General features: G+C 37.7%; 13 protein-coding genes and 1 pseudogene. 10 read left to right on the top strand and 4 right to left on the bottom strand.

Translation table 11 applies throughout. The features are described 5' to 3' along the window. Positions 1–1,099 precede the first annotated feature (1,099 nt). The 5 genes and pseudogenes from C7Y47_RS22685 to C7Y47_RS26335 form a co-directional block, all read left to right on the top strand. Positions 1,100–1,714: an HD domain-containing protein gene (locus tag C7Y47_RS22685; RefSeq protein WP_142510820.1), complete on the top strand. Its 615-nt coding sequence runs from the start codon at positions 1,100–1,102 to the stop codon at positions 1,712–1,714. Positions 1,715–2,124: 410 nt separating this feature from the next. After that, on the top strand, positions 2,125–2,724 hold the full coding sequence (locus C7Y47_RS22690; RefSeq protein ID WP_142510850.1) for a nitroreductase family protein: 600 nt from the start codon (positions 2,125–2,127) through the stop codon (positions 2,722–2,724). Between the two features lie 448 nt (positions 2,725–3,172). After that, positions 3,173–3,958 (top strand): glucose 1-dehydrogenase, encoded by a 786-nt coding sequence (gdh, locus tag C7Y47_RS22695; protein ID WP_142510821.1) that lies wholly within the window; start codon positions 3,173–3,175, stop codon positions 3,956–3,958. 278 nt (positions 3,959–4,236) lie between these two features. Continuing rightward, positions 4,237–5,682 (top strand): GMC oxidoreductase, encoded by a 1,446-nt coding sequence (locus C7Y47_RS22700; protein WP_142510822.1) that lies wholly within the window; start codon positions 4,237–4,239, stop codon positions 5,680–5,682. Positions 5,683–5,711: 29 nt separating this feature from the next. Next, positions 5,712–5,842 (top strand): annotated as a pseudogene (locus C7Y47_RS26335) (glucose-1-dehydrogenase); the annotation flags it as partial. 102 nt (positions 5,843–5,944) lie between these two features. On the opposite strand, the gene C7Y47_RS22710 reads toward C7Y47_RS26335, so the two are convergent. Continuing rightward, positions 5,945–6,280: a 2Fe-2S iron-sulfur cluster-binding protein gene (locus C7Y47_RS22710; protein ID WP_142510823.1), complete on the bottom strand. Its 336-nt coding sequence runs from the start codon at positions 6,278–6,280 to the stop codon at positions 5,945–5,947. A gap of 681 nt (positions 6,281–6,961) precedes the next feature. On the opposite strand from C7Y47_RS22710, the gene C7Y47_RS22715 reads away from it, so the two are divergent. The 4 genes from C7Y47_RS22715 to C7Y47_RS22730 all read left to right on the top strand — a co-directional run bounded on the left by C7Y47_RS22715 (position 6,962) and on the right by C7Y47_RS22730 (position 16,145). Then, entirely contained in the window at positions 6,962–8,383 is a 1,422-nt protein-coding gene (locus C7Y47_RS22715) for an anion permease (RefSeq protein ID WP_142510824.1), read from the top strand. 548 nt (positions 8,384–8,931) lie between these two features. Continuing rightward, positions 8,932–10,818 (top strand): ABC-F family ATP-binding cassette domain-containing protein, encoded by a 1,887-nt coding sequence (locus tag C7Y47_RS22720; RefSeq protein WP_142510825.1) that lies wholly within the window; start codon positions 8,932–8,934, stop codon positions 10,816–10,818. Positions 10,819–10,830: 12 nt separating this feature from the next. Beyond that, positions 10,831–11,955: a conserved virulence factor C family protein gene (locus tag C7Y47_RS22725; protein ID WP_142510826.1), complete on the top strand. Its 1,125-nt coding sequence runs from the start codon at positions 10,831–10,833 to the stop codon at positions 11,953–11,955. Between the two features lie 509 nt (positions 11,956–12,464). Continuing rightward, complete coding sequence (locus C7Y47_RS22730; RefSeq protein WP_142510827.1) at positions 12,465–16,145, top strand: S8 family serine peptidase; 3,681 nt, start codon at positions 12,465–12,467, stop codon at positions 16,143–16,145. A gap of 582 nt (positions 16,146–16,727) precedes the next feature. Here the strand turns inward: C7Y47_RS22730 and C7Y47_RS22735 are convergent. Continuing rightward, on the bottom strand, positions 16,728–17,180 hold the full coding sequence (locus C7Y47_RS22735) for a MarR family winged helix-turn-helix transcriptional regulator (protein WP_142510828.1): 453 nt from the start codon (positions 17,178–17,180) through the stop codon (positions 16,728–16,730). A gap of 278 nt (positions 17,181–17,458) precedes the next feature. On the opposite strand from C7Y47_RS22735, the gene C7Y47_RS22740 reads away from it, so the two are divergent. Further along, positions 17,459–17,890, top strand: a complete 432-nt coding sequence (locus C7Y47_RS22740) for a GNAT family N-acetyltransferase (protein WP_142510829.1) — start codon at positions 17,459–17,461, stop codon at positions 17,888–17,890. Between the two features lie 67 nt (positions 17,891–17,957). Here C7Y47_RS22740 and C7Y47_RS22745 read toward each other — a convergent pair whose 3' ends face one another. Then, entirely contained in the window at positions 17,958–18,722 is a 765-nt protein-coding gene (locus C7Y47_RS22745; RefSeq protein ID WP_185903573.1) for an aminoglycoside 6-adenylyltransferase, read from the bottom strand. A gap of 239 nt (positions 18,723–18,961) precedes the next feature. Then, positions 18,962–19,936, bottom strand: coding sequence for a carbohydrate kinase family protein (locus tag C7Y47_RS22750; RefSeq protein ID WP_142510831.1), 975 nt, complete (start codon positions 19,934–19,936; stop codon positions 18,962–18,964). Between the last annotated feature and the right edge of the window lie 41 nt (positions 19,937–19,977).

Consider the following 19,977-nt stretch of genomic DNA (forward strand, 5'->3'; position numbering starts at 1 on the left):
CCTGCAAAATACAGACAGCAGCTTCAAAAAGTTGCCTAGCTTTTTTTCAAAATGTCCTTTACAAAGGGTACACTTCATTATAAAGGGCAGCTTTTTCAGTTACATCCGCTAAAAACTATGCCGAAGAATAATAGTGATTTTATTCATAAAATAACAGATTTATCTGTGGAGCGTATCGAAGAAAGCAAACAGGCAAATTCAAAATCGTGAAGATAAATAACAAAAAGGTTAGTAAGGCTCGTCATGATCCTAAAATCCCCCGTGTTCAGAATTTCTTCCTTAGGAATGTCTTTGAAGGGGAATACAGGATAATAAGTAGCAAGGAAAAAAGGGAGAGAGGAGATCTATGTCTTTAAAATGGGAATTGAAGAAACAATAAAAGCTGCCATCATCTACAATAAATAAGATGGGCAGCTTTTATTGTTTCTTCAGCGGGTTGGTATTACATAACATAACTATCGTTCCTACTTCCTTCTAATACTTCATTTACGGCTTTAATAAAATTCAGAAAAATCGTTGCCTAAAAAAGAATTCTCTAGTCTTGTTAGCACAACTCTGATGATTCGACTTTTCGCAAAATGTTGGCAAGAAACTGGGATGCTATTTGCCATTAATGGGAGGAGTTACGTTCACACATATTCAAGATAATGAATAGAAGAAGGTAACGTCGATTAATGATAAAAATATCACACGCTTGCTACATATGCTCCAAGCTTTCTCGGTCGTGAAAATAAGATAATTGTTTGTTCACTTATCTCGTCATGTACATTCACTATGCGGGTTAAAACAAAGAATTTCTAAGGGAAAGTGTTCACTTTTATTTGTTTAGATGATTGGTTTTCACGATACGCACGTCATCTTTCAACGCAGTATTCAATTGTAAAGCCCGCTGAAGTTGTTTAATCTGTCAAAACATAGTTCTTGTACATCACTGAAATAGTAAACTTACAGAACAAAAATAGATGTTCTGTACATTTATCATACAATATTCTGTAAAATCAGTCAATTGAAAAAACTTCCCAATTTTTTTAAGCCTAGAGGTTACCAACTATTCTAAGTGATACCGTATAATAAAGGATGAAGGGACTGAACTAAAAATATGAACAATTTAATGGACAAAGTACGAGGGATTTACGAGCAATTTGATGCTAGTCATGATTTTCAACATATTGAACGTGTTTATCAAAATGCGTTAACGATATTACAAACAGAACCAGAAGCCGATGCAGAGGTCGTGAAAATTGCTGTATTGTTGCATGATGTTAGTGATAAAAAGTATACCGATAGTAAGGAGCAAGAAAATAAGCTAATTGCCGAGCTGTCATTAAGCGAGAAGAAGAAGCAACATATTCGAGATTGCATAGCACAAGTATCGTTTAATGGTGGCAATGAGCTAGAAATAACTTCTCTGGAAGCAAAAATAGTACGAGATGCAGATCGTTTAGATGCGATTGGAGCAATCGGTATTGCGCGCACATTTGCTTATGGTGGAGCTAAGGGTCGAAAGCTTTACGATAAGGAAGAGGATGCACGTAATGATATGACAGAGGAGGAGTATCGCAATAAAAATACATCCTCAGTTACCCATTTTTATGAGAAGTTATTATTGCTAAAGGATTTAATGATTACCGAGAAGGGTAAGCAAATGGCTCAAGAGCGCCATCAATTTATGCTACAGTTTTTAGAGCAATTACAAAATGAAATAGGTGAGTAATACCTCACGCTCCTAAAAAAATCCGTTGTCTATTTCAATAGATAACGGATTTTTTTGGGGCTAATATGTTGATTCATTTACTTGGAAGGAGAAAAAACATGTAAGTTATTGCGATATATTCAAATGTGAAAGTTAGGTTACCTTTACTACATAAAAAGTAGAGCATCATTATACCCTCATGCTTGAAAAAATTGTATAAGACATTTTACATTTTGAATAATCTTTCGTTTGTTTGGATACCATATTATTATCATAATATTATAATTAGTAGAAGAAGTAGCGAACATAGTCGAAAAGATTAAAAAATCACGAATGGCAGTGCTCATTATGACCAGTGGTTCCTGTTGTAATTAGGTGAGGAGACTTAGGAGTTAAAAGTGCCATTTATTTATTTTAAGAGGAGGAAAATGATGATAAACGATTTTTACACTACACTTAAAGAAAGACGTACCTACTATGGAATTAATAAAGAGGTAAAAATATCGGATGAAAAAATTAAAGAAATTGTAGAATTTGCTGTGAAATATACCCCGTCAGCATTCAACTCTCAAACTGCACGTATTGTTGTATTATCAGGTGAGGCACATAATAAACTGTGGGATATTACGACTGAAGTATTAAGAAAAGTCGTTGGAGATAGAGATTTTTCTGGCACTCAACAAAAAATGGATTCCTTTAAAGCAGGTTATGGCACAGTTTTATTCTTAGAAGATGAGGCTGTAGTTAAATCGCTTCAAGAGCAATTTGCTGCATATGCTGAGAACTTTCCAATTTGGTCAAATCAAGCATCAGGTATGCACCAATTAGTTGTGTGGGCAGCATTGGAAGCAGAGGGATTAGGAGCTTCTTTACAACATTATAATCCATTAATTGATGATAAAGTGAAACAAGAATGGAATATCCCTGAAAATTGGAAGCTCATTGCGCAAATGCCCTTTGGCAATCCAACGGTAACACCAGGCGAAAAAGAATTCCAACCACTTGAAGATCGAGTGAAATTTTACAAATAATTATATGTTATGTCATTTTTTAACAGTGAGAAAATACTATTTATAGCCAGTTACGGTATTGAACCAGTGACTGGTTATTGTTTAATTCGTTTTATCTAGATTTCTAAGCGTTGTTAGAAATGGGGAAATTATCTCGGAAACGGGCAGTGCGCTGCAAATTTGCATTTTCCTGACGGTACCTTTATAGCATCATATTAAGAATCCATTTTGAACGAATGTTCACATGGATTCTTCTTTATTTTAAAGTAACGTTTTTCAATGGTATAAAAGTTTTGCTTCGTTCCATATTATTATTACGTTTTAAGAAAGTGGAAACCCGGTGGGCAGATTTTTTCATAGGTGAGAAAAAAACAAAACGACAACTTATAGTAATTTTCATTGGGATTATTGTTATGTCGCTGCTGAATTTATGGTAGGAATGGCGAAAGTATAAGGAGGAGAACGTTAGATGTATCCAGATTTAGAGGGAAAAGTTATTGTTATTACAGGTGCTTCAACAGGATTGGGAAAAGCAATGGCATTACGCTTTGGCGAGGAGAAAGCAAAAGTTATCGTAAATTTTCGCTCAAATGAAAAAGAGGCAAATGCTGTTGTTGAAGGAGTGAAAAAAGCAGGAGGGGAAGCGATAGCTGTAAAAGGAGATGTGTCTGTCGAAAGTGATGTTATCAATCTCGTCCAGACAGCCGTGAGTAAGTTCGGAACTCTCGATGTGATGATTAATAACGCTGGTATAGAAAATCCAGTACCCTCACATGAAATGCCGCTTGAAGATTGGAATAAAGTAATCAATACGAATTTAACAGGTGCATTTTTAGGAAGTAGGGAAGCAATTAAGTATTTCGTCGAACAGGATATTAAAGGTACCGTAATCAATATGTCCAGTGTTCACGAAGTTATTCCATGGCCTTTGTTTGTTCACTATGCTGCTAGTAAAGGAGGCATTAAACTGATGACACAAACATTAGCATTAGAATATGCCCCAAAAGGAATTCGTGTCAATAATATCGGGCCTGGTGCGATTAATACCCCTATTAATGCTGAGAAATTTGCCGATCCTGAAAAACGTGCAGATGTTGAAAGTATGGTTCCGATGGGTTATATCGGAAAACCAGAGGAGATTGCAGCAACAGCAGCATGGCTTGCTTCATCCCAGGCTAGTTACGTAACAGGAATCACTCTATTTGCTGATGGTGGAATGACTTTATATCCTTCTTTTCAAGCAGGTCGTGGGTAACGGCAACGAAAATATAATTAATTCCCGCATTCAGTACAGTTAAATTCATGGATTGCACTTGCTGATTTAATTAAAAACTAGCGTAAATAAAAACTGGCATTGGAAGCTATCAGATATTTTCCCTTTCCCAATGCCTTTCTTTATGTTCTAGGAAAAAGAGAAATAATAGGAGCATCACCCACTTTAAACCTGGTCTTTGTTCTTGAATGAATGGTGATATCAAATTAGCGAAAGTCATAAACTTAAATGTCAAAGACTAACACGAAAGGACGTGTATTATGTGGGTTTATCCAAATAATTGGATCCCGACTAAATCGCTGGAGGATATGGCCAATACGAACTATGATGTTCTAATCGTCGGAAGTGGTGCAGGTGGTGGGGCAACGCTTTACCGTTTATGCGAAATGTGGAAGCATCAAGGGGCTAAGCAAATCGGTATTTTAGAGAAAGGGACGAAACTATTTCATTCACATGCGCTGAATATTCCCACAATGAATGTCGATCGAATGCGCGATCAGCTATGGCCTGACAATTCTACTCCTGTAGGAGAAAGTTTACCAGAATTTTCAGGTGCAAGATTGACATTTGCACTGGGTGGCAGGACATTGTTTTGGAATGCTGCCTGTCCGAGACCTGCTCAGTTTCATCTTCAGAATTGGCCTGTGCATCCAGATGAATTAGATGTATATTTCAGAATGGCAGAGCGTGTCTTGAATTGTACAACATCCTATGCAGATGGTTCTTCAATGCAACGGATTCTTATGAATCGGCTTCACGCTGGTGGTATTCTAGAAGCCACGAATATGCCTCTTGCCATTGATATGAGAGGACCACGCATGGGGGAAATTTACTCTAACGCATGGTTTAGCTCAATCAAATTTCTTGCGTATGCCTTCAATGATAGACCATTTGATCTTGCGTTAAATGCTTATACGACGCGAGTATTGGTTCAAAACGGAAGAACTGTTGGGGTAAGTGTTGCATCAACACAAGACAAAAAAACTTACACTATTCGGGCCAAAAATGTGGTTGTTTCTGCAAGTACATTAGAGACACCTCGAATTTTGCTAAATTCCGGTATTGATGGTCCAGCTATAGGGCGCTATTTAACTAATCATTCATTTGTATTAGGTACGGGAAAAATAAGTCGCAAGCAGTTCTCAGAGAATATCGGTAATTTAGCAATTTTGAAACGTGAAACAAGGCAATTTCCTTATCAAATACAAATATTAGGTCCTAATCAATATTTTTCTTACCAACAGTTTGAAGATAAGGTACTTCCTGACCAAGTTAGTGTTGTCTATGCAACTTTCGGTTTGGTAGAGCCTCGAAGAGAGAACAGGGTTTTCTTAGATCCTAACCAACGAGACGAATATGGTGTTCCACTAGGGCAAGTTAATTTTTCTTATAGTGAAAGGGATAAGGTTGTTATTAATCAAATGCGTGAGGGAATCATTCAATCTGCTACTGCGATGGGAGTTACATTAGATGGTGAGCCTACCTTAATGCCACCAGGAAGTGACGTTCATGAATCCTGTACATGTCGGATGGGTACCGACCCATCTACTTCGGCAACAAATTCCTATGGAGAAATTCATGGTGTCTCAGGTCTGTATGTAGCAGACAACAGTGTAATACCTTTTCTTGCTGCAGCAAACCCGACTAACTCAACGGTTGCACTTGCGATACGAATGGCAGATAATATTATTCATAGAAACCCATAATGGGTAGCGATAACTGGAAAAAATCCAAAGGAAGACCGGGGGAAATTGCAGCTGTAGCAACATGGCTTGCTTCATCCCAAGCTAGTTATGGAACAGGGATCATTCTATTGTTCATGGTGGAATGACTTTAAACCTTTCTTTCCAAGCAGGTTGTGGATAAGTAACGGCGACGAAAATATTAGTTAAATAACAACAGGCATTGGAAGCTAACGGGCAGCGCAACCACTTCCATGCCTTTTGAATTATATTAATCGATACTTGGTTAATCTGCTGGTCTTGGACCTCTATCGCCCTGTGTATTTTCCAGTATTAAAATAGGCCGAACAGTAATGTCTCCTATTACACGAATTTGACAAGATAGCCTTAAACAGTCTTCATATAAATTCTCATCAATATTTTTTATAGCGAAGGCGTGTTTTTCTATTTTTGAAATGTCCTTATATTCACCAGCTAATACCTCCACTCTACAAGTTGTACATTTTGCTATTCCGCCACACTGATGCAAAATGTTTATATTATTATCTTCAAGAGCTAATACAAATTTTTTTCCTTCCTCTACTTCAAAGGTTTTCCCTCCAAATATGGTGACAAATGGCATCTGTGAATACTCCTTTTATAATTTCCTGATTGATAAATACTATCAGTTTGTATTAATCCAGCAATTCTTATACTAAGAAATCAGCTTGAAAAATCACATAACGAGGACCTAAACGATGTTTAAACATTTGGGTATCTTTGCCTAGCGATGGAAATACTGATAAAAGTATTTTTCAAAGTACAGCACTTTTACTAAGCTTGCATATTTCTGGGAGAACCTCAAAATAATCTTTTGAGAAATAGTCATTCCTATCACCAAGAGCTTACGAGGGATAATTGAGCTTTGTAGAAGATTACATTGTATTCTAATGACAGGCCGTGAGATAATTAACTTTTTTACTGTATGAAATGAAAGAGGATTGATTCTCGACATATAAGTTGATATAAACACTGTGTGTATCTTTTTAATGGATTGTGCACAGGCTAACTTTAATGAATTGATAAAAAAGTAACTTTTTCCCAATAATATTAACAAAAAGGGAATTATTTCTGAAGCAAGATCATTTTTTTCTTAGTAATGAGTTAAAAATCTTTTCATTCATTACATAAAGCATATATAATTACTTATGTTTTTCGACAAAGGGAATCTTGAATTAGGTCTATTTTTCATTATAATTAGTAGATCGTGGGAGAAATCTCCTTTTAAATACATTGGGGTAACAGTCAAAGGAGTTTTAACATCATGAAAGAAGCAAAAAGCGCAGTCAAATGGATTCCTTTCTTCATATCCCTTGCTGTTGGTGTGGCTATCTGGTTTTGTCCAGTACCTTCAGGAGTAGATGAAAAAGCGTGGCACTTGTTCGCTATTTTTGTTGCGACCATTATTGGTTTTATAACGAAACCGTTGCCAATGGGAGCAATATCATTTATTGCTATGGCTATGATTGCCATAACAAATACATTAACTATTGAAGAGACATTAAGCGGTTTTGGTAATTCAACGATTTGGCTAATTGTTATTGCCTTCTTTATTTCTCGTGGATTTATAAAAACGGGACTAGGGGAACGAATTGCCTATGTATTTGTTCGTCTTTTTGGGAAAAAAACCTTGAGTCTGTCTTACTCTTTACTAGCGAGTGATCTAATATTGGCACCGGCTATTCCTAGTAATACAGCTCGTGCAGGTGGTGTTATATTCCCAATTATCCAGTCATTATCTCATACTTTCGGATCTAAACCAGAAGACGGGACAGAGCGTAAGATGGGGGCCTTTCTTTTAAAGGTAGGCTTTCAAGGGAATTTAATAACATCAGCTATGTTTATGACAGCCATGGCAGCGAATCCTTTAATTGTTAAGCTAGCAAGTGATTCAGCTGGAGTAACTATTACTTGGTTTGGTTGGGCAATGGCTATGATTGTCCCTGGATTGACGGCTTTAATCGTTGTCCCTTATGTTATTTATAAAATCTATCCACCTCAAATCAAAGAAACACCAGAGGCAGCAGCGATCGCTAAAAAGAAGCTGGATGAATTTGGTCCACTGAAAAGTTCTGAAAAACGAATGATCGTTGTATTTGTTGCTGTGTTGTCGTTATGGATCGGTGGAGATTACTTAGGCATTAGTGCTACAACGGCAGCTCTTATAGGTCTTTCCTTGCTGTTATTGTTAGATGTATTAACATGGGCAGATATCAAAAAGGAAGAAGGAGCATGGGATACACTAATCTGGTTTGCAACGCTATTTATGATGGCATCTTTTATGAACAAACTAGGGCTGATTCCATGGTTTAGTAATGAAGTGGGTGGACTTGTATCTGGGTATAGTTGGATATGGGCTGTTGTCATATTAGCTTTAGTCTATTTCTATTCTCATTATTTCTTTGCGAGTTCCACTGCACATATTAGTGCGATGTATGCAGCATTTTTATCTGTTATGTTGCAAGCGGGAGCACCTGCTATGTTGGCAGCTATATTATTAGCGGCATTTAGTAATTTATTTGGCGCCACTACTCATTATGGTTCTGGTCCAGCACCGGTCTTCTTTGGTGCAGGGTATATTGACCAAAAGAAATGGTGGACAGTTGGATTTGTAGTTTCCTTAGTTACCATCCTGATTTTTGTTATAGTAGGAGGACTATGGTGGAAGCTTCTAGGTTATTGGTGAAATAATTAGCTTCTGTATCCGGATAGAAAATATTTTCTATCCGGGTATTTTTTTTTGGATTTTTAAGAAGTTTTTTACATCGTTTTTTTTACATACTCTCTCTTCTTCAATTTGCAATTCATGAGAGAGCGTTTTTTGTTCATCACCAAAAGTTGTGGATGACTTTTGTTAAAACGTCTACTATGTGAATAAGTTGATTGGAGTGGAGGCTGGGCGACTCCTTGGGGATTAGCAATAGAGGAACGAAGGCTAAAAGCATCACATCCTGTGATAACGCCTTCGTGACCAACATCGTGTTGGCCCGAGACCCTGGAGCGAGCATCGCGAGTGAAGCGGCTCATCGGACGCCCCCTGGAAAGCGCCCAGCCGGAACGGAGATCATACCACACGTTTTGATGAGGATCCGTTTTTAGATAGGTCAGAAGAGTTTGTTGTCCTTTGTTTACCTGTCATTTGGTGTTATGATAAAAATGGATATCAATAATAAACTACATATAAAAGTAGTATGGACACTAAACAACACCTAATGAAAGAGATGGACAAGTGTAATGAGTCATTTAATAGTACAAAATTTAACGAAAACAGTGGGCGATAAAACGCTCTTTCAAAATATTGAATTTACGATTTATGAAGGGGAGCGAGCTGGGCTAATTGGTATTAATGGTACTGGTAAATCCACTTTGCTTTCTATGTTAGCTGGTGAAATCGAAGCGGATTCAATGGAAGTTGACCGCCCAAATAAATATCGTGTTGCCTATTTACCACAGGAGCCTACTTTTCAAAGTGGAGAAACTGTGTTACAAGCAGTGTTTGCAGGGGATTCACCTATTTTAAAACTGAATCGTGAATATGAGGAAACCGTTGCTGCACTTGCATTAAATCCGACTTCAGAAAGTTTACAAAAAACGCTATTTAGCTTGCAGCATCGTATGGATGAGGAGCAGGCCTGGGATGTCAATGCACTTGCTAAGACGGCGCTTACGAAGCTTGGCATTGAACTGTTTGATAAAGAGGTTTTAACATTGTCAGGCGGTCAGCAAAAGCGTGTTGCTTTAGCTAAAGTATTAATTGAGCCGGCAGATTTATATTTATTGGACGAGCCTACCAACCATTTAGATGTGCAGTCTACAGAGTGGCTGCAGGAAATGGTGTTACGATTAAAGGGAGCAGTTATATTTATTACCCATGATCGTTACTTCTTAGATGAGCTGTCTACTCATATTTACGAGCTAGCTGATCAAACATTATACCGACATACTGGGAATTATGGGGATTATCTAGAAGCACGTGCTATTCGTGAGGAAATGAAAGCAGCCTCCGCACAAAAAGACCGCAACCGCTATCGCTCAGAATTAAAATGGATTCGTCGTGGAGCGAAAGCGCGTTCTACGAAGCAAAAGGCACGTATCCAGCGCTTCGAGCAGTTAGAGGATAACTTAGAGCGTAAAACGGAGGATATTTCTCTTGACATGGGCCTAGCAACAACTCGTCTTGGCCGGAAAGTTTTAGAGGCTGAAAATATTTCAAAGGCTTTTGGCCATCAAAAAATCCTCGAAAACTTTTCATTTTTACTGCAACAAGGCGATCGTATTGGCATTATCGGAGCAAATGGTGTAGGAAAATCAACATTAATGAACATGTTATCAGGAGAGCTTACACCTGATGTTGGTGAAATTCTAGTTGGTTCGACAGTGAAGTTAGCGCATTTCAAACAAACTTTACCAAAAATGAATGAAAATGAGCGCATGATTGAATATATCCGAGAAGCTTCCAATGATATCACAGATGCGGAGGGTGTACGTTATTCGGCTGCACAAATGCTGGAACGTTTCTTATTCCCACTTCATGCACACGGTACACCTATCGGTAAACTATCGGGTGGTGAGCGTAAACGTCTGCATTTACTACGATTATTAATGGAGCAACCAAACGTACTGTTACTGGATGAGCCTACAAATGATTTGGATATTGAAACATTAGGTGTACTCGAGGATTTCATCGAACATTTCCCTGGAGTAGTTATTACCATATCCCATGATCGCTTTTTCTTAGACCGAATTGCAAAAAAGCTGTGGATTTTAGATGGTCTTGGGCATGTTAATGAGACGCTTGATATTTACAGTGAATATTTACAAAAGCGTGAACAGGAAGCTGCTGTAAAGGTAGAGTCGCCAAAAGTCGAAAAAACTAAGACCGAAAAGCCTAAATCGGACAAGAAAAAGTTATCCTTTAAAGAGCAGAAAGAATGGGAAACAATTGCTGATGAAATAGAAAAGACAGAGACAGCGATTATGGAGACAGAAGAAGGTATCGCCAACGCTGGTGCTGATTTTACAAAGCTACAGGAATTAACGGCGAAGCTAGATGAGCTAAATGCACAATATGAACACCTTATTGAAAGATGGTCATATTTAGATGAAATCGTAAATGGATAAGGAGCGATAGACATGAAGATTATGACAATTGAACCGACACCAAGCCCTAATTCTATGAAGATTGTCGTTGATACAGAGTTACCTTTTGGCAAAAGCTATAATTTTACAAAAGATAATAAAGATGAAGCAACTGGTGAAGTAGCAGCGATTTTAGCAATCGAAGGTGTTAAAGGTGTTTATCATGTAGCAGATTTCTTCGCTGTTGAGCGTAACGCAAAGTATGCATGGGAAGGTATTTTAGCAAGCATTCGCAAAGCGTTAGGTGAAGACGTACAGGAAGAAAACAAAGAACAAGTAGCCAATGAATTTTATGGTGAAGTGTACGTTCATGTGCAATTTTATAAGCAAGTACCACTGCAAGTAAAGGTATTTGATAATCAACGTGAGTACCGTGTAAGCTGTGGTGAGCGCTTTGTGGAAGCTTTCAATAAAATTCTTGAGACAGCAGTTGATGAAAATTATATTTTCCAACGTAAATGGATCGACTATGGCGTACGTTATGGAGAGCTTGAGGAAATTGCGGAAGCAGTAAAACAAGAAATCGATGTGACATATTCTGAGGAACGTTTAGCGGAGATTGTTGCAACGATTAATGATGCAGAGAAAACTATTAAGAAGCCAGCTAAACTAAAAATTACAATTGAACAGTTTAAGCAACCAGAATGGGAAAAACGTTTCCAATTGCTTGACCAAATGGCAGATCCAGAGCTAGATGATTTACCGCTTTTAGATTTGGCGTTACAAGATGAGCAAATGTCTATCCGTCGACTGGCAACCGTTTATTTAGGAATGATTGAAGATGTGGCAGTCGTGCCATATTTGGAAAAGGCATTACAGGACAAAAGTGCAGCGGTCCGTCGAACTGCAGGAGATTGTATGAGTGACCTCGGCTTTGTGGAATTTGAAGACATGATGCAACGAGCATTACAGGATAAAAACAAACTTGTTCGTTGGCGTGCAGCTATGTACTTATATGAGGTCGGCACTGATAATTCATTAGCAGCATTAAAGGCTGCTGCAGAAGATAAAGAGTTTGAAGTGAAGCTACAAGTAAAAATGGCGATTGCCCGCATCGAACAGGGTGAGGAAGCAAAAGGTTCTGTTTGGAAGCAAATGACAGAGTCTCGCCAGCAATAAAGAGAAATTTTAATAGTGACCCGATAATGTGGATAAAAGAAATAAACCAGCTCTCTGTTATGAATGCAGTTCAACAGAGACGCTGGTTTTTTTTTATTACCCTAAATTTCACTTTTCCAGCTGGCAAAATGACGAAAAGGAAGTCGCTTGCATGACTACATTTCTTTAGTAAGTTCCAATTTGTCTTAAATCTTAAATGTCGTAGCACAATGTTTTTAAAACTAGGTTGTTTTCTCAAAGTTGGTTACTTCTGGTTTGGCTATCTTCATCTTCGACTAAAGCAAAAAATTACTAAATTACGGTAAGTCGTTTTTTCGTTTGAAAGTTCTACTTTTTTATTAAATTACTAGGAAGATAGATTTAATCTATATTTGATAAACTGATACTAATTATCAATATTTCTGAATATTCAAATATCTGGATATTCGGATTAGTTCTCTTGTGATAAATTGGAAATATCACACTAAACTGAAAAGTGTGACAATTAAAGACAGAGGAGGAAATGAGATTTGAAAAAGTTTAAGTTTACGAAGTTCTTAAGTAGTATTCTAGCCTTCTTTATGGTGCTTTCTCTATTGGTTCCATTGTCGAGTGCTAGTGCTGAAGAATCGAAACTATTTAAGCAGGATAGTCAAAGTGAAAGTATCATTCAACTAAAGGCGGCTATCGCTGAACAGCTAAGCTTGTCTAAAGATGGACCAACTCTTCACGAAAGCTTACAAAATGTATCAGGCAATCAAGATGTTGCAGTCATCGTTCATTTATCTGAAAAGCCTGTGGCACTAGAGCAAGGAATGAGCCAAGTCAAAGGCCAAAAATTCTCTAATGCCCGAGAAAATGAAGTTCGTTCAAATGTAAAAGCACAACAAGCAGAAGTAAAAAAAGAGTTAGCTACTAAAAAAGTTCAGATGACTCAAGGATACACATTTGATACTGTTTTAAACGGTTTTGCGGCAACTGTGAAAGCAAATGATCTCCCAAAATTGCTTACAGTAGAAGGAATTACATTAATCGAACCTGATGCAATTGTTTACGCATCAGAAGATAAGCCGATGAAATCATCGGAACTTAATAAGGAAGATCAATTAGAAGCTCGAATGAATACAAGTAATTCTTTCCTTGGCATCGAACAGCTTTGGAAGGAAGGAATTGAAGGACAAGGAATAAAAGTAGCAGTATTAGATACTGGTATTGATGTAGATCACCCCGAGTTTGTTGGAGTTTACAAAGGTGGAAAAAACTTTATTCCGAATTCAGCAACTTACACGAAGCCTCGGGCAGATAACGATGCCTCGGAAACATTGCCTTCGGAGCGTCCAGTCGGAACACCTGAATTTAATGAAAAAGGAAGCTCGTTCTATACTTCTCACGGTACACATGTTGCTGGAACAATTGCAGCAATCGGAGCTAACGAATTCGGTATTAAAGGAATTGCTCCAAAAGTAGACCTTTATGCTTACCGTGTTCTTGGGGCATACGGAAGTGGAGCTACATCTGGTATTGTTAAAGCGATTGAAACTGCTGTAAAAGAAAAAATGGACGTTATCAACCTTTCACTTGGCGGGGGAGCTAACTCTGAAACGGATGCAGGTTCATTCGCTATTAATAATGCAATGATGGCTGGAACAATCGGAGTAATAGCAACAGGAAACGAAGGTCCAAATCGCGGAACAATGGGCACGCCTGCAACAGCTCGTTTAGGAATTGCTGTTGGTAACACATCAAATCCTGAGACAATGTATAACGGGGAAGTGAATGTTACAGTTGGCAACTACAATTTAACAAAACAGCTTCCGTTAATGGGAACGACTTTTGGGAAAAATTTAGTAACACAGCTTCAAGGAGAATTTGACCTAGTTGCTGTTCCTGGAAACGGGGAAGTAAAAGACTTCGAAGGAATTAATGTAAAAGGTAAAGTAGCATTGATTTCTCGTGGCAGTATCGCATTCGTTGATAAAATTGCGAATGCAAAGGCAAATGGAGCAGTCGCAACAATTATTCATAACTTTGCTGGTGGAACGAATGCACCGAACATTTCAGGCACATTCCTTGGTGATGCATTTGATTTTCTGCCAACATTTGATATGTCACAAACGGATGGCGATGCAATTCGCACTGCATTAGCAGGCGGAACTGGAAAAGTAAGCTTTAGTAAATTTGCTTCCACAAAGACACTGGGAGATGATGTAAACTCTTCAAGTTCACGTGGACCTTCTACACCAAACTTTGATATTAAACCAGATGTAAGTGCACCTGGAACAAACATTATGTCAACGATTCCAATGTATAAAAAAGATTTCCCTGCTGCAGATTATAGGGAAGCATATGCTCGTAAAACAGGAACTTCTATGGCAACACCGCATATTACAGGTATTGTTGCATTAGTTAAACAAGCAAATCCTGATTGGAACGCGTTCGATGTAAAAGTGGCGCTTTCTAATACAGCAAAGGTTTTAGATAAAACAAAATACGATGTGTTTTCTCAAGGTGCAGGACGTGTAGATGCTTATGCAGCAGCTCATCCGGAAATTCTTGCCTATGCACTTGATAGCGCAATTTTAGATGGAACTGGTGCAGTTTCAGAAAACTTGAAAGGTACAGTTACTTTCGGTCCCCAATCCCTTAAAGACCGGGATATTTCTGTAACGAAACAAGTTTTAGTAAAAGATATTAAAGGGAACGGCGGCAATTATAATGTATCAATTGATGTGACAAAAACATTTGGTGATGCAACTGTTACAGTCGATCAGCCAACATTTAATCTAGTTGGTGAGCAAGTATTAAATATTACATTAACTGCTTCACAAGCTACGGCCCCAAAAGGCTCTGAAATACTAGGGTATATTTACATCAGCAGTGGAGATACAGAAATTTCATTGCCATTCGCAGCTGACTTTGGCGGCGCGGCAGTAACTGAACTTAAAGATTTTAAAATTACAGAAACAGATCTATCCTTTAACGGAGATGGAGTGAAAGACTCAGCTGTACTGTCATTCACATTAACTGGAGATGTAACAACTAACTATATCGAGCTTTGGGATATTATGAATCCTAAAGGAGGAGAATACGGAGACGGCTACATTGGTTATCTACATGCAGGTACTGCGCTAGGAAAAGGCTCTTATACGCTGAATATTGGTGGGCAATATAAACCATGGGGAACAGCACCTGCCACAACGATTCCAGATGGTCTGTATACAATTGACTTCACCGGTCTTGCAGCATCAGGAGTAGTTTCCGATTATGTTGGACCAATTATCGTGAAAACGACTAAACCAGAAATTACTGGTTCAGTTGCTGAAGGTGTCGCTACAGGACAGGTAAAAGATAAGTACATCGACTACAATGAAGAGCTATATTTATACGGTTTAAATTACAATTTAAATGATAAATTAAAAGCTTCCTATATTTTGACGGTAAAAGGCGAAGTACAAGCGCCAGTTGCTTTTGAATTAAATCAAGACGGTAGCTTCACATTCCCAGTAACAGCAGAAACAAATGCTGTATCAGTAATCATTAAAGACGCTGCCGGGAATGTTGGTGAAGCGAAGATATATGAAAATGAAGTAGTAGAACCAGTAATAGCACTTTCTGTAAATCCAACTAAGCTAGACTTAACAGCTGGAGAAACTGCTCAACTTACGGTAACAGAAACGTCAACGCCTGCAAAAGGTGATACAACAGAGGAAGACGTAACTTCAAAAGCTACTTATGTTGTTGGAAATGAAAATGTAGCAACAATAGTAAATGGATTAGTAACTGCAGTAGGTGAAGGCACGACTACAATTACTGTTTCATACGGTGATAATGAAGTACCTATAAATGTTACAGTTAAAGCACCTGTTGTAAAAGAGCCAATAGTAACACTAGAAATTGACCAAGCTCAGGTTGAAACTAGAATAGGTAAAGAAGTTCCAGTTAAGATTACTGAAGTAACTACTTTTGATGGTAAAATAACAGAAAAAGATGTTACAAAGCTTGCAACCTATGAAGTAGAGAATGATAAAATAGCTACTGTGAAAGCAGGGGCTGTAAAAGGAAAAGGTCAAGGTAATACGACGATTAAGGTAAAGTATGGTGAACACACACTAACATTTGATGTGTTGGTTGTAAAGCCAGGGAATGGTAACGGCAACGGTAAAGGCAATGGTAATAAAAATAATAATGAAGTTACCGAGGATGAGTTATAATTAATTTCAGTCAAGCAACAAGAGAAATTGCACAGCGCAATTTCTCTTGTTATTTATTATAAAGCAATCTCTTAAACTAAAATAACTGTGACATATTCTTTCTGATTTCCTTGCCATTAATCAGTTCACAGCGATGGGGGACTATCAAAAGAAAGGCTTAGAAAATCAGTATAAGCGAGATGTGGAAAAAGCCAAAGCGTTATTAGCAGAAGCAGGCTATCCTAATGGCTAAGTTGGCGCCATTACAATACTTGTATTAGGTTTGTATATGCTTAGTAATGCGTTACGCGATTTTTGGATCCACGTTCAAAAGCGTAAAATATCAGGTGCTGTTTTTTTAATAAATCATAAGCCTATTGAGACGATGTGGGGCCTGCAAAAAATCAGCACCTAAAATATTTTCTAGTCGTTCAATTCGTTCTAAATAAACACCAGAGCATAAAGGTCGTTACCATTCTTTTGATCAATCAACAGTAAATTGGTGAAAAGGTGGGAGCACAATTGACATTTATGGATCGCTAAAAAGGTTATTCTTCGCAAAGGAAGGCGATCCCAAATGCTTAGAAGCGCATGGAATCGCCTTTAATAATTTCGTGTATGACCTTTCTTTACATATTCCCAATCGGTTTCAATATTTTGACGAATACGTATTAATAAGTCATGAATACTGTCAATTTCTTTAGGAGAAAAACCATTTAATGCTCTAGCATTCGAGTAGTCTTCTTCTCGCTTTAACAATGAATAAATCTTGAGACTTTTCTCTGTCGGGAAAAGCTGTTTGTTTTTCTTATTGCCCATTTCATTACGCTTTTCGATAAAACCTTTTGTCTCCAACTTTTGAATTGCTCGGGAGGCTGTTGTGCGATCTACCTTCAATAGTTCAGCTACCTTTTCCTGAATAATACCAGGGTTTTCGCAGATGCGAGTGACATACAAATATTGTCCCTTTGTTAAATCAAGTTCTTTAAACTCTATATTACTAATGGAATCAAGTGCCCGCGCAATCGCACCAATATCTCGCAAAATTTCCTTCATTTATTGCCTCCGAAAAAATTTATTGTATTTGCAATAAAAAATGCTCTATACTATATATTATCATCCATGCAAGGAAATTTCACTTCATATCTACAGGTGAAGGTTCTGCAAAGCGTCTTTAGCGGCGGAAGAAGAAGTTTTAGCGGCGCAATAGCCAAATTTAGCGGCGGAAAAAGCAGTTTTACCGGCGAAGTAGACGGCTCAACTGGCGGAGGAAAACAAAGTTCTACCAACGGAGAGTACGTCCCTAACAGCAAAAAACGGGGAGGAATATAAAGATGAACACGAAAAAAATTACAGATGAACAAGATTTACAAACAGCATTTGCCATTCGTCAAAAAGTTTTTATAGAGGAGCAACAGGTGCCTGAGGAAGAAGAATTTGATGAATTCGACACACTAGATGCAGCATGTGATCATATTCTTATGTACTATAACGAACAACCTGTTGGCACTGGCAGACTTCGAGTTGTAGATGGCTATGGCAAACTAGAGCGTATATGTATATTAATAGAATTCCGCAAATTTGGTTTAGGAAAAGGGATTATCCAAAGTTTAGAGGAAATAGCACTTGAAAAAGGTTTAACAAAATATAAATTAAACGCACAATCCTATGCAGAGGGCTTTTATGAAAAATTAGGCTATAAGCGTGAAGGTGAAGAATTTATGGATTGTGGCATCCCACATATTTTAATGAAAAAAACAATTTAATAGGGTGTAGTGGTATTTATTTTTCATTTTAAAAAATAGCAAACCAATGTTAGTTTGCTATTTTGTTTTACTGTAATAGCACTTTTATTTTTTCCCATAATGGCTTAATTTTCTCTTTATTCGGCACATTTTCAAAAATCCAATCTGATTCATTGCTGAAGGCGTTCACTAATTTCTTTACTGCCATCTCATGAGTTACAAGGCTCAAAAAATTCATGATATCAACTATTTCATGTAATGGGTCAGTGGGTAATGAATTAGGTAACGTTTTAAGTCCAAGTAAAGCTCGCTCAGGACAATATTTATGCAGTAGTACTTTGGCGAAGTGTTCTAAACTATTACGCAGTAAATGAACACTCCAAATCTCATTTCCACGTTGGGCACTCCAATAATATTGATACAAATACCAGACAGTATCATCTACAGCATCTTGAAATTCGAGTGGAGTTAAAGACAAAGTAGTATTCTTTTGTTTAGCTGTAAGGATTCCATTTGGATCAAATAATATTTTAATGGCATCTTTTTCACTTATTTCTGAGAGCGTTACTGTAAATAAATCGATATGAATCATATCTTCATATACGACTAATAGCTGAGGGGCAATAATATAGATATCATCAACGAAACATGTTTTCTTATAAGCTTCAATATGTTGGACGCGATTGGGCAAAAAAGCTTCGACATTTTCTTCATTCACAACGCAATAAATATCGATATCTGAAAATTCATCATGCTCCTCTCTAGCCATCGATCCTCTTAAAAATACAGCTTCAATATATTGATCATTCTTTAGACTTTCAAGTAAAACTTCAACAACATGATCTAATTTCAAGTGTATCCTCTCCTTCAAATAAAACAGGCTACCCAAGTTATTTTTTTGAGTAGCCTGTTTTTTGCTAGATTTCCTTAACAACAGTGCTTGAGAAGCTATCGTGGGGAAGAAGTTGTCCATTATGTTATTCGATTTCTTGTGGACTTTTCAAGTAATCTAATATGCTAATTGAGTCGGTTAGTCATTTATTTTCATAATTTAAGAGGAAGTCTGCCTAGTCCCATTTTCATCCCAAATGTTCAAAATAGCATATTGTCATTAAATGGTAATTCACACTTAGTAAGGTAAGATGCAATGGCACCATGTTTTTCGGTCGAAGCTCCTGCATATCGATTTGCAAAAGTAAGAAGGGGAATAGCCTGCTCCTTACAAAATTCGACTAGATTGATCGCTGTAATCTGCTTGCTAAGAAAAATAGCTAACAATGCTCCTATAAAGGCATCGCCTGCTCCAGTAGTATCAATCGCATGAACGTTGTCAGTTGGCACCTTTACATGAAGCTTTTTAGTATAAAGACTTGCACCTTCTGCGCCACGAGTAATTATGAGTACTTGTACTTTCCCTTGAATTAATGAATGGACTGCTGTTTCTTCATCCTCAATCGCTGTTAAAAATACAAGTTCCTCCTCGGACAATTTAACGATATGAGCCATTGGTAAAAATTCCAAAATGGTTTGACGACATGCCTTCTCATCATTCCATAGTGGCAAACGTACATTGGGATCAAATGAAACAAGACTACCTACCTGATGGGCCTGTTCAATCAATGCCATATGTGCATGTTTCATAGGGCTTTCCACTAAATTAACTGAACAAAAATGAACAATATCATGATCTGTTAATAAATTAGGTGGGAGTTGTTCTTTGTTGTAAAGTAAGTCTGCTGCGTGGCGACGATAAAATAAGAAATCACGACCTCCATCACTTGTCAGGGAAACAAAGGCTAGACTTGTTTCACCCTTAACTGTTTGAACAATATAGTTCGTATCGACATCGGCTTTTTTTAACGTTTCTACGAGAAAATCTCCGAAAGCATCCTGACCTACCTGTGTAATGAGGGCAGCTTGTTGCTCGAGTTTTGCACAAACAGCTGCAACATTGGCAGGAGCCCCACCAGCATTTTTAGTAAAGTGCTCAACTGTAGCAAGGGAAGCATTTTGTTCAGTAGGTGTAAAATCAATTAATAATTCACCAATTGTATAAAGTTTACTCACGGGGAAAATCTCCTTTAAATAAAATGTTGCTGTCGCTTCGC

It is taken from the genome of Lysinibacillus sphaericus, from assembly GCF_006864135.1.
Lineage (GTDB): Bacteria > Bacillota > Bacilli > Bacillales_A > Planococcaceae > Lysinibacillus.

Coding starts and splice junctions, on each gene's coding strand:
- C7Y47_RS22715 (WP_142510824.1), top strand. CDS start 6,962: ATGAAAGAAGCAAAAAGCGCAGTCAAATGGATTCCTTTCTTCATATCC.
- C7Y47_RS22690 (WP_142510850.1), top strand. CDS start 2,125: ATGATAAACGATTTTTACACTACACTTAAAGAAAGACGTACCTACTAT.
- C7Y47_RS22700 (WP_142510822.1), top strand. CDS start 4,237: ATGTGGGTTTATCCAAATAATTGGATCCCGACTAAATCGCTGGAGGAT.
- C7Y47_RS22685 (WP_142510820.1), top strand. CDS start 1,100: ATGAACAATTTAATGGACAAAGTACGAGGGATTTACGAGCAATTTGAT.
- C7Y47_RS22740 (WP_142510829.1), top strand. CDS start 17,459: ATGAACACGAAAAAAATTACAGATGAACAAGATTTACAAACAGCATTT.
- gdh (WP_142510821.1), top strand. CDS start 3,173: ATGTATCCAGATTTAGAGGGAAAAGTTATTGTTATTACAGGTGCTTCA.
- C7Y47_RS22735 (WP_142510828.1), bottom strand. CDS start 17,180: ATGAAGGAAATTTTGCGAGATATTGGTGCGATTGCGCGGGCACTTGAT.
- C7Y47_RS22710 (WP_142510823.1), bottom strand. CDS start 6,280: ATGCCATTTGTCACCATATTTGGAGGGAAAACCTTTGAAGTAGAGGAA.
- C7Y47_RS22725 (WP_142510826.1), top strand. CDS start 10,831: ATGAAGATTATGACAATTGAACCGACACCAAGCCCTAATTCTATGAAG.
- C7Y47_RS22720 (WP_142510825.1), top strand. CDS start 8,932: ATGAGTCATTTAATAGTACAAAATTTAACGAAAACAGTGGGCGATAAA.